The sequence below is a fragment of the Janthinobacterium sp. BHSEK genome (assembly GCF_056174685.1).
In genome coordinates this window covers 18,631-35,333 of record NZ_JBWBYV010000051.1, presented here as the reverse complement: position 1 = coordinate 35,333, position 16,703 = coordinate 18,631, and the positions used below count along the sequence as shown (strand labels likewise).

Sequence of the window (16,703 nt, the reverse complement as noted above, 5' to 3'; positions counted from 1 at the left end):
CGGGGGCGGGGCGCGTGCATGCTCGACTTTACCAGTGCCCTGTACCTGGGCATGCGTCATCCGGCGGCCTCGCTGGCGCCGTGGAGCAGCCTGACCCTGGGCCAGCCGGCCGCGCTGCGGGAGCCGCCGGGCGCGCAAGCGCTGGCCGCGGCCCTGGCTGCGCTGCAAGGCTGCGAGGCCGCCTGCGTGCTGCCGTCGACCTTGCACCTGTTCTGGGACCTGTTCGGCATGCTGGCGGCCGAGCGGCTGGTGATCCTCGTCGATGGCGGCAGCTACGCCATCGCGCGCTGGGGCGCGGAGCGGGCGCAGGCGCTGGGTTTGCCGCTGCGCATGTTTCCCAGTGGCGAGATGGACGCGCTACGGCGCCTGGTGGCGGCCTGGGGCAAGCAGGGGTGGCGGCCCCTGATCCTGGCCGATGGCTATGTGCCGGGCAGCGAACAGGCCTTGCCGCTGGCCGGCTATGCGGCCCTGGCGCGCCAGGGGGACGGTTACCTGCTGCTGGACGACACGCAGGTGCTGGGCGTGGCGGGCGCGCACGGCGGCGGTTCGGCGCGGCTGCACGGCTTGCGGGGCGCTTACGACAAGGCGGGTGGCCACCTGATCGTCGGCGCCTCGCTGGCCAAGGGCTTTGGCGTGCCGCTGGCCGTGCTGGCGGGCAGTGGCGGCCTGTTGCGGCGCTTCGCGGCGCACAGCCAGACGCGGGTGCATGCCAGCCCGCCGTCGGCCGCCGTGCTGGCCGCCGCGCGGCGGGCCATGGCGCTCAATGCGCGCCATGGCGACGCGCTGCGCGCGAGGCTGGGGGACAGGGTGGCGCAATGGAGGAGGGGGATGGCTGCGGCCGGCATCGTCTGCCGGGGCGGCAGCTTTCCCGTGCAGCGCCTGCCCGGGCGCGCCCATTTGCAGCCAGCCTTGCGCGCAGCGGGCGTGCTGGCGCTGGCGCAAGCGGGGGACGGTTGCGGCGCGCTGACTTTTCTGCTGCGGGCCGACCAGACGCCCCGGCAACTGGAGCAGGCGATGGATTTGCTTGAACATCACACGAGGAGGCGATATGAACGAAGCGTTTGAAATGCTGCCCTTTGCGAGGCAGCCAGCAGCTGCCGGCGAGCAGGAGTGGCTGGGGGAGTGGTCGCAGGAATGGTCGCAGGAGTGGCAAGGGGAGGACGAAGCCGAGGCCGAATGGGAGGGCGAACGCCCGCGCCCCGGTGGCGCTCGCGGCGCCATGCGCGGCGGAGGGCTGCGCGCACGGCCGCCCTTGCGCGGACAGCGCCGTCCCGCGCCGCCGCGCTACCAGGCGCCGGGCCGCCGGCCGCCCCGCTATGCGGCCCAGCCCTTGCCCTACCTGCCGCCGCGCTACCGGGGCTGGGGCGGCTATGCGCCCATCTATCCCACGCTTTATCCGGCACCCTATCCCGTGGCGGAACCCGCGTTTGGAGACCAGCAGGAGCCGGAACCTGACCAGGACCAAGGGCAGGACCAAGGGCAGGACGACGGCCAGCAGCAGGGCGAGATCCCGCCCACCCTGGCCGGCACCATGGGCCGGGTGCCGGAAGCGGCCGCCCTGAATTACCTGGCGCTGGGGACGCTGGCCAATGCCCTGCGCGACCCGAATGGCCGGGGGCCGGGCCTGTATGTGATCGAGTTCGATGCGGGCGGGCGGCGCCGCGCCTACAGCGGCCAGACGGACGATCTGCACCGGCGCCTGCTGCAGCACCGGCTGTGCGGCCAGATGATGGGCGTGGACGTGAGCGGGCATCAGGTGTACGTCGCGCCCCTGTCCTCGGCGGCGCAGCGGCGCCGCATCGAGCAGCGCATCCACGACGACATGTTTGCCAACCAGCGCGGCGTGCTGACCAACCAGCGGCGCGAACTGGAACTGGCCGTACTCGGTGAAATGTGGAGCTGAATGTGGGCCTGACGGCCACGCCTTGACCATTGCGAAGGAGAGCATCATGCACCAACTCGAATGCGCATGCGCGCAATGCCGGCAACGGGCCGGCGCCGCGTTTGAAGTGCTGGAATTCGGCCCGGACTGGCCCGGCAAGGGCGCGGCGCCGGCCGTTTTCAGCGAAGAGGAAGAATTGCAGCTGGCCATGGAATTGCTGGAAGTGGCCAGCGAGGAGGAGCTGGAGCAGTTTCTCGGCAATATCTTCAAGAGCGTGTGGAAGGGCGTCAAGAAGGTCGGCTCGACTATCGCCAAGGTGGCCAAGCCCCTGGGCGGCGCCTTGAAGGCCGTGGCCAAGACGGCCTTGCCCTTTGTCGGCGGCGCCCTCGGTTCGATGATCCCGATACCGGGCGTGGGCACGGCGCTCGGCTCGGCCCTGGGGCGCGCGGCCAGCAATGCGCTGGAGCTGGAAATGGAAGCCGAGGCGCCGGCCGACCGCGAACTGGAGCTGGCGCGCCGCTTCGTGCGCATCGCGGGGCAGGCGGCGCGCCTGGCGGCCGACGGCGATGGCAGCGCACGCGCCGTGGAAAGCGCGCTGACGCGGGCCCTGCACCAGCAATTGCCGCATTTCCGCTCGCCTGCGCCGCAGCAGGAAGAGGAGAGCGGGCGCTGGCGCCGGCGCGGCAACCGCATCGTCGTCATGGGCGACTGGCAATAGCGCGACTAGATGATCATCGATTGTCATTGCCATGCGGGACCCGGCGACGGCTTGAGCGGGCCGTGGGACAGCGATGCGCCGCTGCACGCCTATCTGCGCCGGGCTCAGGCGGCCGGCATCGCCCGCAGCGCGCTGTTCGCGACCTTCCACTCCGATTACGCCATCGCCAACCACGGCGTGGCGCGCCTGGTCGCCTCCGATCCGCAGCGTTTTTATGGCTTTGCCTTCGTGCATGCGCGGCGCGACCGGGGCCGCATCATGGACCTGGTGCGCACGGCTGTCGAGCGCTACGGCTTTGTCGGCATCAAGGCGCACCGGTTTGACGCGCGCATCAGCGGCGAAGTGTGCGACGCGGCGCGTTTCTTCGGCTTGCCCGTGCTGTACGACCCGGCCGGCGAAGTGGCCGTGGCCGAACTGCTGGCGCAGCAGTATCCTGACGTCAACTTCATCCTGCCCCACCTGGGCAGCTTCGGCGACGACTGGGCGGCCCAGCTGGCGCTGATCGACCATCTGGTACGCCACCGCAACATCCATACGGACAGCTCCGGCGTGCGCCGCTTTGATTTGCTGGAGCAGGCCGTGCGCCGCGCCGGACCGCACAAGGTCTTGTTCGGCTCGGATGGCCCCTGGCTGCATCCGGGGCTGGAATTGCACAAGATACAGCTGCTGGGACTGCCGCCGCTGGATGCGGCGCTGGTCACGGGCGGCAATTTTTTGCGGCTGGCCGGTCTGGCTTGAGGCAGATCACAGGGCGGCAGGCGTGGCCGGCGGTGCTACGGCAGTAGCGGCTTGCGCCGCGCAGGCGGCCGCCTTGCGGCGTATCTGCAGGGCGCGGTCCGTCACGCCCAGGCGGGCGGCGGCGCGCTGGTTGTTGCCGTGTTCCTCGGCCAGCACCAGGCGGATGGCCACGTCGGTGGCGCAGCGCGTGATGTGCGACAGCTTGCAACCCTGGGCCAGGGCGCGCCGCACGGCCGCTTCGAAATGCTGGTCGGGCCAGCGCGGCGCCAGCAGCCGTTCGTCGGGGGGCAGGGCGCCGATGGTGATGGGGCCGGGGCCGCAATGGCGGTGCCAGATGCGCGTGACGGTCTGGCGCAGTTCGCGCACATTGCCCGGATAGTCGCGCAGCAGCAGGTATTCGCGCACGGCCGCGTCGAGCGCGGGCGGCTGTTGTTGGGCCAGTTCGGCGAGAAAATACCGGGCCAGCGGCAGGATATCGTCCTGGCGCTCGCGCAGGGGCGGCGTCCGGCAACGCCAGCCGGCGATGCGGTAATACAGGTCGGCGCGGAAGGCGCCGCGCGCCACTTCGTCTTCCAGTTCGCGGTTGGTGGCGCACACCAGCCTGAATTGCGTCGGCTGCCAGGTATTGCCGCCCACGCGCTTGTATTTGCGCTCCTGGATGGCGCGCAGCAGCTGTGCCTGCAGCGGCAGCGGCAGTTCGCCCACTTCGTCGAGGAAGAGCACGCCGCCGTCCGCCAGGGCAAAAGCGCCGTCGCGCGCGGCCGCCGCGCCCGTAAAGGCGCCCCGTTCATGGCCGAACAGTTCGCTGCCAGCCAGTTCCGGCGACAGGGTGGTGCAGTCGAGGACGATGAAGCCGCCGCTGCAGTTGCCGAGGCGGTGGACCAGTTGCGCCAGTAAATCCTTGCCCGTGCCTGTTTCACCCGTGATCAGCATCGACGCCTGGCTGAAGGCGGCCATTTCCACCACCTGGTGCAGCAAGGCGGTCCAGGCTGCGCTGTCGCCCACCAGCTGCTGGCGCACGGCGCTGGACGCCAGCAGCTGCGCCACGGCTTGCCAGCGCTGCAGGCGCGCCAGCACCTGGCCCGCATCGACGCTGCCCGCCGGCCACAGCAGGACATCGAGCGCGCCTGCCGCCATCAGCGCGCGCTTTTGCGCGCAGCTGGGGGACTGGCCGCAGGCGGCAATGGCCAGCACGCGGGCATGGCCGCACAGCGCCGGCAGTGCTTGCAGCAGCGCGGCATCGGCCTCGGCAAACAGCACGATGCCCGCGCCGTCCTCCTCGCCATCGTGCCGCCGGGCTATAGTTACCTGAGCCTGCTTCAAGGCCGCCATCAGCAAGGCGCCACTGCCAGCCGCCGCCTGCTGCACGATTTCCAGCCACACCTTGAGCGTCATAGACGGGCCATCCCAGTACGCGAGTGGCCCATCTTAGGAGTCCGATACCCCAGCCGTTTGATCTGGCGCAAGCGTGCGCGGGAGGCGCACAATGAAAAACGCCGCCTGACTCGCATCAGGCAGCGCTATTTTAATGAAGTTCAATGAACGTCACGAGAGTGCCTAGAAACGTTCAGGGCAAGGCGCGTTGCCGAAGACAGTACGAATAGTACGGCGAGGCAATGCAACGCCGCCATGGACGTTTTCTAGGTGCTCTAGTCCTGACGGACGCAGTCGACGAAGTAACCACGCTTGCCATCGACTTCGCGTTTCACCAGACCATGCACATCCGTCTCGAAGCCGGGGAAGCGCTCGTTGAAGTCGCGCGCGAAGCGCAGGTAGTCGACGATGGTCTTGTTGAAGCGCTCGCCCGGGATCAAGAGCGGAATGCCCGGTGGATACGGCGTCAGCAGGATGGACGTGATGCGGCCTTCCAGTTCGTCGATGGCCACGCGCTCGATTTCGCGGTGCGCCATCTTGGCGAACGCGTCCGACGGCTTCATGGCGGGGATCATGTCCGACAGATACATTTCCGTCGTCAGACGCGCCACGTCATAGGCCTTGTAGAAATCGTGGATTTGCTGGCACAGGTCGCGCAAGCCCATTTTTTCGTAGCGCGGGTTGGCCGCCGCGAATTCCGGCAGGATGCGCCACATCGGCTGGTTCTTGTCGTAGTCGTCCTTGAACTGCTGCAAGGCGGTCAGCAAGGTATTCCAGCGGCCTTTGGTGATGCCGATGGTAAACATGATGAAGAACGAGTACAGGCCGCATTTTTCAATGATGACGCCATGCTCGGCCAGGTATTTGGTGACGATGGACGCGGGGATGCCCGTGTCGCCGAACTGGCCGTCCAGCGACAGGCCCGGGTTGACGATGGTCGCCTTGATCGGGTCGAGCATGTTGAAGCCGGCGGCCAGGTCGCCGAAGCCGTGCCAGTCATCCTCGGCGCGTATCATCCAGTCTTCCTGGCGGCCCATGCCTTCGTCATTGAAGCTGGCCGGGCCCCACACCTGGAACCACCAGTCCTGGCCCCATTCCTGGTCGATCTTCTTCATGGCGCGGCGGAAATCGAGCGCTTCCATGATCGATTCTTCCACCAGGGCCGTGCCGCCCGGCGCTTCCATCATGGCCGCGGCCACGTCGCACGAGGCGATGATGGAATACTGGGGCGAAGTCGAGGTGTGCATCAGGTAAGCTTCGTTGAAGGCGTCCTGGTCCAGCTTGACCGTGTCCGATTCGCGCACGAGGATTTGCGAGGCTTGCGACAGGCCGGCCAGCAATTTGTGCGTGGACTGGGTCGAGAAGATCATCGATTCCTTGGCGCGCGGACGGTCCTTGCCGATGGCGTGCATATTCTTGTAGAAATCGTGGAAGGTGGCGTGCGGCAGCCATGCTTCGTCGAAGTGCAGGGTGTCGATCTTGCCGTCCAGCATTTCGCGCAGGGTTTCCACGTTGTAGATCACGCCATCGTAGGTCGACTGCGTGATGGTGAGGATGCGCGGCTTCTTGTTCTTCGCTTCGCGCGCGAACGGGTTCGCTTCGATCTTGCGGGCAATGCTTTCCGGCGTGAATTCATGCAGCGGAATGGGACCGATGATGCCCAGGTGATTGCGGGTCGGCATCAGGAACACGGGAATCGCGCCGCACATGATGATCGAGTGCAAGATCGACTTGTGGCAATTGCGGTCGACGACGACGATGTCGCCCGGTGCCACGGTCGAGTGCCATACCATCTTGTTCGAGGTGGACGTGCCGTTGGTGACAAAATAGCAATGGTCGGCATTGAAGATGCGCGCCGCATTGCGCTCGGACGCGGCGACAGGACCCGTATGGTCGAGCAGCTGGCCCAGTTCCTCGACGGCGTTGCAGACGTCGGCGCGCAGCATGTTTTCACCGAAGAACTGGTGGAACATCTGGCCGATCGGCGACTTCAGGAAAGCCACGCCGCCCGAGTGGCCGGGGCAGTGCCACGAGTAGGAACCGTCGTTGGCGTAGTGCACCAGCGCGCGGAAGAACGGCGGCGACAGGCCGTCCAGGTAGGATTTCGCTTCGCGGATGATGTGGCGCGCGACGAATTCCGGCGTATCTTCGAACATGTGGATGAAACCATGCAGTTCGCGCAGGATGTCGTTGGGGATGTGGCGCGAGGTGCGCGTTTCGCCATACAGATAAATGGGGATGTCGGCGTTCTTGTAGCGGATTTCCTCGACGAAGGCGCGCAGGGACTTGAGCGCGTGGTCCGTTTCCTCGATGGAACCGCCACCGAATTCCTCATCGTCGATCGACAGCACGAAGGCCGATGCACGCGATTGTTGTTGGGCAAATTGCGACAAATCGCCGTAGCTGGTCACGCCCAGCACTTCCATGCCTTCTTTTTCCATTGCGGCGGCAAGGGCGCGAATGCCCAGGCCGGACGTATTTTCAGAACGGAAATCCTCGTCAATGATGACGATGGGGAAACGAAATTTCATGCATGTCTCCAAAAAAGCAAGCCGCCCCTGACAGATGTGAAGGGGCGGACTAGGGCGCGACGGTCAGGCGGTGGTACAACCCGGCAGCCGCAGAAAAAAAATAAGAACGGGATTCTCGCAGAAATGCGGCGTCTGCGGGAAAAAAATATCACCCGAAAGCGTCACAAGCGTACGCTAGCGTGACGCAACGGTGTGACAGGGGTATTACAGCAACATTCTGGCTATCAATATAACCTTATCAGGCTTTGCGTTGCAGCGTGACAAAGGCGTAAGGCAGGCCGGATTTCTCCGAAACATGGGCCTCGCGCGCGGTTTCTTGCCACACGGCATGGTCAACGGCAGGGAAAAACGCGTCGCAATCAAAGGTCTGGCCGATTTCCGTGATGATCAAGCGCTGCGCCAGGGCCAGCGACTGCCGGTAAATCTCGGCGCCGCCGATGACGTAGCCTTCGGCGCCATCGAGCAGGGCGATGGCCGCTTCCACCGACGGCACCGCTTCCACGCCTTCATGGCCCCAGTCGGCATTGCGCGTGATGACGATGTTGCGGCGGTTCGGCAGCGGCCGGCCAATGGAATCGAAGGTCTTGCGGCCCATGAGGATGGGGTGGCCCGTCGTCAGGCGCTTGAAATGCGCCAGGTCTTCCGGCAGTTTCCACGGCAAGGTGTTGTTGATGCCGATGCCGCCTTGCTGGTCGGTGGCGACGATGATGGTCAAATGGCTCATTGCTTCTGTCAAAGTAGTTGGGGCATGGCCCGATGCCCGTCATTATCGTTGAAATTGCCGGCAGCCTCCAGATGCGCACGCATGGCGTCGGCCAGCGGACCCGGCGCTTCCAGCGGAATCATGTGGCCGGTGTTGTCTTTTAGTAAGTGCAGGGCGGCTTGCGGCAGGCGGGCGGCCATGGCGCGCAAATCGTCGGGGTGGACGAGCTTGTCGTCTTCGGCACCCACGATCAGCACGGGACAGCTGAGTTCCGGCAGGCGCGCCATCAGGTCGGGGCGATCGATCGTGGTGAGAAATTGCGCCAGCAGCACGTCCTTGCCCAGGTCCAGGCCCATTTGCTGGATCAGGCCGGTGATGGCGGGATCGTCCAGGTGCGACGGGTGCAGCAATTCGCGCAGGCGCTGGCGCGTGATGCCCCCATAGGCAGTGCGTTCGAGCATGGCGACGATGCGCTGGCGTGCTGCGATTTCCGCCGGCAGCAAACCTTTGGCCGAATTGGCGATCAAAGTCAAGGACTGCACGCGTTGCGGCTGCGCCAGCGCGTGTTCGAGCGCCAGGTAGGCACCCAGCGAAAAGCCCACCAGGTGGGCTTGCGGCGCACTGTGGCTGGCGATGATCGATTGCATCTGCGCGCGCGTGCGCGCCTCGTGCAGGGGCACGTGCCGTAGATCAAAGACGCCGCCCAGGGCGGGCACCAGGCGCGACCACAGGCGTTCGTCGCACAGGGTGCCGGGGATGCAGTCGAGTTGTATCTTATTCAAGGACATCCCGGGTTCAGGTCGCTCATGAGGGGGAAAATTTTCGTCGAGCGGCATTATCCGTCATTTTGCGCATCGGGGCGGCCGTACGGTATTTTCCGCATGGCATTATTTTCAATAGTGCGCGGCTGACAAGCAGGAACTTTATGGTAGGCTCATGGCTCATCAAGCCGGCGTGCCGGCGACGTGAGCTGAAACACCGAATACAACCCACACATTAAAGAGGAATTACCATGGCGATCAGTTTGCAAAAAGGCGGCAATGTCAACCTGAGCAAGGAAGCTCCTGGCTTGAAGAAAATCGTGATTGGCCTGGGCTGGGACCCGCGCGCTACCGATGGTGCCGCTTTCGACCTGGACGGCAGCGCCTTCCTGTTGAAAACGGATGGCAAGGCCCGCTCCGATGCTGATTTCATTTTTTATAACAACCTGAAATCGGCTGACGGCTCCATCGTCCACGCGGGCGACAATACCACGGGCGGCGGCGACGGCGACGACGAGAAAGTCGCCGTCGACCTGGCCAACGTACCCGCCGACATCGACAAGATCGCCGTGGCCGTCACTATTCACGATGCGGAAAACCGCAAGCAGAACTTCGGCATGGTGGGCAAGGCTTACATCCGCTGCCTGAACGGCGACAACGGCGCGGAAATCGCCCGCTACGACCTGTCGGAAGACGGCTCGACGGAAGCGGCCATGATCTTCGGCGAAATCTACCGCGCCGGCAGCGAATGGAAATTCAAGGCCATCGGCCAAGGTTTCAAAGGCGGCCTGGGGCCACTGGCACGCTCCTTTGGAATTAATGCGTAATCAGCAAATTTTTGCGTAAATGTGCCGGGTGGCATCGCTGCCCGGTTCTGTATCCCCCCTTCTTATCTACCCTGATTCCATGGAAAACCTGATCAAGGGGCAGCGCCTGGCGCTGTCCGGCCTCGTCACGGGCAACGTCGTGCAACTGGGACTCGCCAGCGCGGGCGTGCCGCTGGATTTTGCCTGTTTCGGCCTCGATGCCGCCGGTAAATTGTCTGACGACCGCTACATGACTTTCTTTAACCAGCCGCGCACGCCATGCGGCGGCGTGGAAACGGCCGCGCCGTCCGGCGATGCGGCCGGCTTCAGCTATCAGCTGGAGCGCTTGCCTGCCGCCATCGAGCGCCTCGTCGTCACGGCCGCCATCGATGGGGCGGCCACCATGGCGCAGCTGGGCAGCGGCTACCTGCGCCTGCTCGACGGCGGGCGCGAGCTGGCCCGCTTTGCGTATGCGGGATCTGATTTCGCGCAAGAAAAAGCCGTCATGCTGGGCGAGTTCTACCGCAAGGACGGCGGCTGGCGCTTCATGGCCGTGGGCCAGGGTTTCAATGGCGGACTCGACGCCCTGGTCGCGCATTTCGGCGGCGAAGTGGCGCAGGCGGACGCGGCACCGGTGCCGGCGCCCAAGATTTCCCTGTCGAAGATCTCGCTGACCAAGGCGGGGCAGACGCACAAGGTGTCGCTGGAAAAGGGCGCGGGCGCGCCGAACAAACTGACCGTCAAGGCCACCTGGGTCGACAACGGCGATGGCGACGACGATAACGACGATCTCGATTTGCGGGTCGGCATCCTCTTGCCGAACGGCCAGATGCGCTTCATCCAGGCGCCGGACACGGCCGGGAACTTCGACCGCATGCCTTTCGTGCGCCACCTGGGCGACGTGGCCGGTGCGGCGGGCAAGGAACCGGCCACGGAAACGGTGGAAGTCAATCCTGCGCTGGCGCAACATTACGGCGGCACGGTGGGCCTCGTCTTCAGCGTGTATTCGGCGGTGGCCAATGGCGCCGTTTCCGTCGCCTCCATGCGGCCGAAGATGGTCATGCAGTATGGCCAGCAGATCGTCGAGTGCGACTTCGATTTCCGCCTGTCCAAGGCTGCCGACGACGATTCCGTCTACACCTATGTGATCGGCATGGCGCGCGTCACGCCCGACAGCATCATCCTCGAGCCGTCCGGCAAGACGTCGGAGCCCGGCAGCGAAGCGACGCCGTGGCTGAGCTGGCAGGGCGAGAACCTGCAACTGGCCTTCAACGGTCCCGTCGTCTTCAAGGGCGAGGACAAGGAAGACGAAGAAGATTGCAACGCGGACAATCCGCGCCGTTACATTGTCTAGGAGATACTGATGGAAACCTTGAGCAAGGGTCAGCGCTTGCCGCTGGCCAATCTCGTTCCCGACGGCGTGCTGGACATCGGCGTCGCCGCGCAGGGCCTGGCGCTGGACGTGGCCTGCTTCGGCCTCGATGCCGGCGGCAAATTGTCCGACGAGCGCTACATGACCTTTTTCAACCAGCCGCGCACGCCGTGCGGCGGCGTGGAAGCGCGCGCGGGCAGCGGCGGCGACATGGCCGAGTTTGCCTTGCAACTGGCGCGCTTGCCGGCCGGAATCGATCGCCTTGTCGTGACGGCCTCCATCGATGGCGGCGGCGTGATGTCGCAGTTGCAAGCCGGCCACGTGCGCCTGCAGGCGGGCGGGCGCGAGCTGGCACGCTTTGCCTTTGCCGGGTCTGATTTTGCGCAAGAAAAAGCCGTCATGCTGGCAGAAATTTACCGCAAGGATGGCGGCTGGCGCTGCATGGCCGTGGGCCAGGGTTTCAATGGGGGACTCGATGCGCTGGTGCAGCATTTCGGCGGCGAAGTCGACCAGGCAACCCCTGCCGCTCCTGCCGCGGCGGCTTCGGCCGTCATGCAGGCGAAGATCAACCTGGAAAAGCGCGTCGAACGCGAGGCGCCGCAACTGGTCAGCCTGGTCAAGCAGGCGGGCGTGTCCCTGCAAAAAGTGGGTCTGTCCGAGCACCGCGCCAAGGTCTGTCTGTGCCTCGATATCTCCGGCTCCATGGGACGGCTATATAAAGAGGGGCTGGTGCAGCGCTTTGCCGAGCGCATCCTGGCCCTGGGCTGCAAGTTCGACGACGATGGCGAGATCGATGTTTTCCTGTTCGGCAAGAACGTCCACCATCCGGCACCGATGGCCTTGAGTAATTGCAATACCTATGTGGGCCAGGCCATACAGCGCCATCCGCTCGAGGGCGACACGCGCTACGGCGCCGCCATGCAGGCGATCCGCGCGTTTTATTTTCCTGATGCCCGTGGCGGCGAGCGCACGCGGCCCGTCGCAGCCGAGCTGCCCGTGTACGTGATGTTCGTGACCGATGGCGGCACCAGCGACCAGGCGACGACGGAAAAGCAATTGCGCTGGGCGAGTAACGAGCCCATCTTCTGGCAATTCATGGGCATCGGCAAGGGGCGCAAGTCGAAAAGCAAGTTCCTCGCCGCCTTTGCCGATTCGGACTTCCCTTTCCTGGAAAAGCTCGATGAATTGCAGGGGCGCCTGGTCGACAATGCCAACTACTTTTCCGTCAGCTCGCCCGACGAGCACAGCGATGCGGAACTGTATGATTTATTGATGACGGAGTATCCGGGCTGGCTGAAACTGGCGCGCGGCAATGGCTTGCTGAGGTAACGTAAAGATAGCGCAAAGGTCATCGGATGAGGCTGTACGGCCACAAGTGCAAGAGATTTGTAAATTGAAGTAAATAACAATGGTTCGCATTTGCTTTGCTCCTTGCAATCGTGGCATGCTTGAACTGTGCCCACACATGTGCTCTCACGCTGCGGCGTAGTGCCTCATCCGTAGCGTCTCGATGATCTTTTAGCCAAATGCATAAACTTCTTTTCCATTGCCTGGCGGGCGGCAGCCTGCTCGTCTCCGGCGCCGCTGTCCAGGCGCAAACCGTCACCGGCGACAATGCCGTCAAGCCGGCGCCGGCCGCCGGGTCTCCGCCTTCCGTCAGCGTGACGGCCGAACGTCCCACGGGCCGCATCGACCGGCAAGTCTACGACGTCAAATCCGACGTCGGCAGCAGCAATGGCACGGCGGCCGATGCCTTGAACAATGTGCCGTCGGTGGCCGTCGATCCCGATGGGTCCGTGTCCCTGCGCGGCAGCAGCAATGTGCAGATATTGATCGATGGCAAGCCATCGGCCATGCTGCAGGGCGATTCGCGCGGCGCTACCCTGAACGCCATGGCGGCCGACGATATCGAATCCGTGGAAGTGATCAACAATCCCGGCGCCCAGTTCGGCAACGAGGCCGGTGGCGGCCCGATCCTGAACCTGGTGATGCGGCGCAACCGCAAGCCGGGCGGTTTTGCCACCGTCAACGCGAATGCGGGCATCGCCGGACGCTACAACAGCTCCGTCTCCGGCACCTATAACGAGGGGCCGTGGGGCTACCAGGGCGGCATCAATGTGCGCCATGACGGCCGCAATTCCGTGGCCGAGGTCAGCCGCGAGCGCCTGGAGCGTGGCACGGGCGCGTTCGCCCCCAGCAGCCAGCAGTCCACCAGCAATGGCTTGAACGACTCGCTGGGCTTGCACGGCACCGTCAATTACAACCTGAACGCCAACGATACCCTGGCCGCCAGCGTGTCGTATAACGGGCGCAGCAACGACCAGCGCTCGCTCGACCGCTACATCAATGGCGACAGCACGGGCAGCACCATCGGCGACTATGTGCGCAGTACCGTGCGCAACGGCGACAGCCGCAACTACAGCTGGGGCGCGCGCTACGACCACAAGGGAGAATTGCCGGGCGAAACCCTCAAGATTGACTTGCGCGTGTCGTCGTCGACCAACGAGAGCGACAGCGATTACGCGAATACCTACGCGGTCGCGCCCGTGAATGCCTTCGACAGCCGCGCGCGCCAGCACAGCGAGACGGGCAACCGCATCGTCGACTTCAGCGGCGACTACGAGCGCCCGCTGGCGGGCGGCACGGCCAAGCTCGGCTACAAGGTGGCCGACAACAAGAGCAGCTTCGACACCCTGTACACGGACATCAACCCGGCCAGCCTGGCCGAGACCGTCAACCCCATGCGCAGCAACCGTTTCGAGCTCGACGAACGCACCATCGCGCTGTACGGCTCCTACCAGATGCGCCTGAGCGAGCGCTGGGGTGCGCTGGCCGGCTTGCGTGCCGAATACACGGACTTGAACGTGCGCCAGATCACCAGCGGCGTCGAGGCCGGCAACAATTACATCAACTATATTCCCAGCCTGTTTGCCACGTATAAGGTCAGCGACGAGAGCAATTTGCGCTTCAGCTATGCGCACCGCCTCCGCCGCCCGAGCGCGGGCGACCTGAACCCGTACGTGATCTACCGCGACGAGTTCAATGTGTCGGCCGGCAACCCGAAGCTGAAACCCACGCAGACGGATTCGTTCGAGGTCGGCTATGAAACGAAATTGTTTGGCCTGGAAAGCAGCTTGCGCGCCTACCACCGCCGCGACACGGACGCCATCGTCGATTACCGCTATTTCATCAGTGACAATGTGCTGCTGACAACGCGCGAAAACGGAGAGGGCAGCCATTCGAGCGGTCTGGAGTTCAGCGTCAGCGGCAAACTGACGCCATCGTTGACCCTGAACACGAGCGGCAATCTGGCGCGCAGCCAGCAGACCAGTTCCGACGACCTGGGCAACCGCAGCACGCGCACGGCGAATGCCCTGAGCGGCCGCGCGCGCCTCAATTACCAGATCAATCCGGCGAACCAGCTGCAGCTGGCCCTGCAAATGCAGGGCAAGATGCTGTCGGGACAGGGCTACCGCTCGCCGAACAATACCTTGAACGTGAGCTGGCGCCACACGGTGACGCCGCAGCTGAGCCTGGTCATGAATGTGACCGATGTGTTCAGCAGCAACAAGATGGAAACCGTCATCAACAGCGCGTCCCTGCGCGAGACGAGCACGCGGCGCTTCGATGGACGCATGATTTACGTGGGGCTGTCGTACCGCCTGGGCGGCGCCACGTCGGCGGCGAAAGAGGGCGAGCGGGAACCGCGCTTCGGTCCGCCGGGCGGACGGGGGCCGGGCGGACCCGGTGGTCCAGGCGGTCCCGGCCCGGGCGGGCCGGGAGGCGAAGCAGGCTAGGCCGCTGCCGCTATCTGGTTCAGGAAGTCGATGAAACTGTCCGCATGGCGCTCGAAGCGCCATGCGCCCATGCCGTGTTCGGCCGTGTACACGGGCGCATCGCCGCCGGCAATGGCGCCCAGGTCCAGGCAATACGGATCGGCGCCCGCGTCGGCAATCACCAGGTACTGTTCCGGCCAGCCGGCGATGGCGGCGCTGCTGACGGTATCCCAGGCATAACCGTGCTGGGCCTTGACCAGCTCGGCCGCGCCGTACAGGCTCAAGCCCTGGAAATACTGTGGGCTGTCGATCAATACCCGCAGCGGCGAATGGCAAGCGAGGAAGCGCCGGTACTGCTCCGGCAAGGCCCAGCGCTGCGCGATGCCGGCCATGTCGGCGGCGCTGGCGATGGTCAGCCAGTTCGATGGCTGCGCCAGGTCCTGCTCCTTTTTGCGCCGGGCCGCCAGTTTTTTCTCCAGCCTGGCGGCAGCCTTTTCCAGCGGCGTGCGCGGCTCATCGAGCGCCGCGTGGGTGGCGGGCGCCGCATGGCCTGCGCCATCCGGGTAGCCGTCCGCTTGCCAGGCCAGCACGGCGTCGAGCGGCAGGCTGTCGGGCTTCCAGTGGCCGGGGTCATGCGGCAAACCCGTATCGAAAGGCTGGCGGCTGAAGACGGCCAGGCTCTTGATCGCCCTGGCGCGCACTTCCAGGCGCGCGGCGCCGGACGCTGCCAGCGCCGCCAGCGGCGCATAAGCGTCCTTGCCTGTGCTTTTCAGCATGCCATCGACGGCCCGGTAGGCCAGTTCGGGCTGCGTCAATGCCCATGCAAAAAATGCCGTCTGTTCATTGGCTTCCGCCAATTGCACGATATTGCTCATCAGGAAGGCGCGCCAATGCAGCAGCTGGCCTTCCCTGGCGTAGGCGGTCAGGATGGCGAGCACGGCTTGCCGCTCGTCGGCAGCATGCTTTTTCAGCAGCCGGTCTTTCAGGCTGGAAAACTTCACGCCGTCCGTTTCGTCAAACAGCTTGCGGTGCAACGCCGCCAGCGGGGCGACCGCCATCAGACGGCCATCGCCGCCTTGATCGGCGCATGGTGTTCATAGCCTTCCAGCGAGAAATCCGACGGCTCGATCTTTTCCAGCCATTCCGGCTCGTACTTGCCCGTCTTGGCGTAGTCGGGCACGCGGTCGGAAATGACAAACTTGGGCGCCGGGAACGGCGTGCGCTTCAATTGTTCTTCCACCATGTCGAGGTGGTTTTCATAGATGTGCGCGTCGCCGATGAAGTAGGTGAACCAGCGCGGCGTGTAGCCCGTCAGGCGCGCCACCAGGTGCAGCAGGGCCGCGCCTTCGGCGATGTTGAACGGCGTGCCCAGGCCGATATCGTTGCTGCGCACATATAGACACAGCGAGATCTCGCGCGTGCTGGCGTTCGGGATGAACTGGTACAGCAAATGGCAGGCGGGCAGGGCGACGGCGTCCAGCACTGCCGGGTTCCAGCCGTGGAAAAGGATGCGCCGGCTGCCGGGATTGGTCATGATGGTGTCCAGGCATTCGCGCAGCTGGTCGACGGCCTTGTACAGCAGCACTTTTTGCACGCCGTCTTCTATCATTTTATCAACGATCTTGAATCCTTTAGATTCGGCATCGCTAATTTGCGCATGCTTACAAGCGTCAAGTAGTTTGTATGCTGGCCAGTTGCGCCACTGTACGCCATATATTGGACCAAGGTCATCCTCGCCTTCGCGATAAGGATTAGATAGCCATTGTGCGTTTTCGTTGGCATTTTGATCCCATACTTTACAGCCCAATGCACGGAACTCTGCTGCGTTGCGCGAGGCGCGTAGGAAAGCGCATAATTCCCCGATCACAGATTTGAAAGCCAGTTTCTTGGTTGTCACGGCAGGAAATATACCATTGGCCAAGTCGAAACGCATCATGGCGCCAGGCACGCTCAAGGTGCGGATGCCCGTGCGATTGTCTTGCCAGCTGCCTGTTTTGAGAACGGTCTTAATCAAATCTTGGTATTGCTGCATCTATTTCTCC

14 protein-coding genes are annotated in these 16,703 nt (G+C 64.4%); 8 read left to right on the top strand and 6 right to left on the bottom strand.

From position 1 onward, the window contains the following. Positions 1-18: 18 nt before the first annotated feature. The 4 genes from AC0V2Y_RS18295 to AC0V2Y_RS18280 are packed head-to-tail and all read left to right on the top strand — an operon-like array spanning position 19 to position 3,338. Positions 19-1,065 (top strand): PLP-dependent aminotransferase family protein, encoded by a 1,047-nt coding sequence (locus AC0V2Y_RS18295; RefSeq protein WP_475416435.1) that lies wholly within the window; start codon positions 19-21, stop codon positions 1,063-1,065. Next, on the top strand, positions 1,049-1,903 hold the full coding sequence (locus tag AC0V2Y_RS18290; RefSeq protein ID WP_475416436.1) for a hypothetical protein: 855 nt from the start codon (positions 1,049-1,051) through the stop codon (positions 1,901-1,903). Before AC0V2Y_RS18295 ends, AC0V2Y_RS18290 begins: the two co-directional genes overlap by 17 nt. Before the next feature lie 46 nt (positions 1,904-1,949). Continuing rightward, positions 1,950-2,600, top strand: coding sequence for a hypothetical protein (locus AC0V2Y_RS18285; protein ID WP_475416437.1), 651 nt, complete (start codon positions 1,950-1,952; stop codon positions 2,598-2,600). Between the two features lie 9 nt (positions 2,601-2,609). Further along, positions 2,610-3,338 carry an amidohydrolase family protein gene (locus tag AC0V2Y_RS18280; protein WP_475416438.1) on the top strand — a complete coding sequence of 243 codons (729 nt, stop codon included), beginning with the start codon at positions 2,610-2,612 and terminating at the stop codon, positions 3,336-3,338. 6 nt (positions 3,339-3,344) lie between these two features. On the opposite strand, the gene AC0V2Y_RS18275 is transcribed toward AC0V2Y_RS18280, so the two are convergent. From AC0V2Y_RS18275 to AC0V2Y_RS18260, 4 genes are all read right to left on the bottom strand, one after another. Next, positions 3,345-4,733: a sigma-54-dependent transcriptional regulator gene (locus AC0V2Y_RS18275; protein ID WP_475416439.1), complete on the bottom strand. Its 1,389-nt coding sequence runs from the start codon at positions 4,731-4,733 to the stop codon at positions 3,345-3,347. Between the two features lie 254 nt (positions 4,734-4,987). Beyond that, a complete protein-coding gene (locus AC0V2Y_RS18270; RefSeq protein ID WP_475416440.1) occupies positions 4,988-7,243 on the bottom strand; it encodes an Orn/Lys/Arg family decarboxylase in 2,256 nt (751 codons plus the stop codon). Between the two features lie 238 nt (positions 7,244-7,481). After that, positions 7,482-7,967: a dihydrofolate reductase gene (locus AC0V2Y_RS18265; RefSeq protein WP_475416441.1), complete on the bottom strand. Its 486-nt coding sequence runs from the start codon at positions 7,965-7,967 to the stop codon at positions 7,482-7,484. Positions 7,968-7,975: 8 nt separating this feature from the next. Next, positions 7,976-8,734 carry an alpha/beta fold hydrolase gene (locus AC0V2Y_RS18260; RefSeq protein WP_475416442.1) on the bottom strand — a complete coding sequence of 253 codons (759 nt, stop codon included), beginning with the start codon at positions 8,732-8,734 and terminating at the stop codon, positions 7,976-7,978. A 224-nt stretch (positions 8,735-8,958) separates the two neighbouring features. On the opposite strand from AC0V2Y_RS18260, the gene AC0V2Y_RS18255 reads away from it, so the two are divergent. The 4 genes from AC0V2Y_RS18255 to AC0V2Y_RS18240 all read left to right on the top strand — a co-directional run bounded on the left by AC0V2Y_RS18255 (position 8,959) and on the right by AC0V2Y_RS18240 (position 14,682). Next, positions 8,959-9,534, top strand: a complete 576-nt coding sequence (locus tag AC0V2Y_RS18255; protein WP_034784423.1) for a TerD family protein — start codon at positions 8,959-8,961, stop codon at positions 9,532-9,534. Positions 9,535-9,613: 79 nt separating this feature from the next. After that, on the top strand, positions 9,614-10,867 hold the full coding sequence (locus AC0V2Y_RS18250) for a TerD family protein (RefSeq protein ID WP_475416443.1): 1,254 nt from the start codon (positions 9,614-9,616) through the stop codon (positions 10,865-10,867). 9 nt (positions 10,868-10,876) lie between these two features. Next, a complete protein-coding gene (locus tag AC0V2Y_RS18245; protein ID WP_475416444.1) occupies positions 10,877-12,214 on the top strand; it encodes a VWA domain-containing protein in 1,338 nt (445 codons plus the stop codon). Between the two features lie 197 nt (positions 12,215-12,411). After that, entirely contained in the window at positions 12,412-14,682 is a 2,271-nt protein-coding gene (locus AC0V2Y_RS18240) for a TonB-dependent receptor domain-containing protein (RefSeq protein ID WP_475416445.1), read from the top strand. On the opposite strand, the gene AC0V2Y_RS18235 is transcribed toward AC0V2Y_RS18240, so the two are convergent. Continuing rightward, positions 14,679-15,719, bottom strand: coding sequence for an SMI1/KNR4 family protein (locus AC0V2Y_RS18235; protein ID WP_475416446.1), 1,041 nt, complete (start codon positions 15,717-15,719; stop codon positions 14,679-14,681). The two genes, AC0V2Y_RS18240 and AC0V2Y_RS18235, sit on opposite strands and share 4 nt — an antisense overlap. Further along, positions 15,719-16,693 carry a thymidylate synthase gene (locus tag AC0V2Y_RS18230; protein ID WP_475416447.1) on the bottom strand — a complete coding sequence of 325 codons (975 nt, stop codon included), beginning with the start codon at positions 16,691-16,693 and terminating at the stop codon, positions 15,719-15,721. The genes AC0V2Y_RS18235 and AC0V2Y_RS18230 overlap by 1 nt, the downstream gene beginning before the upstream one ends. Positions 16,694-16,703 lie beyond the last annotated feature (10 nt).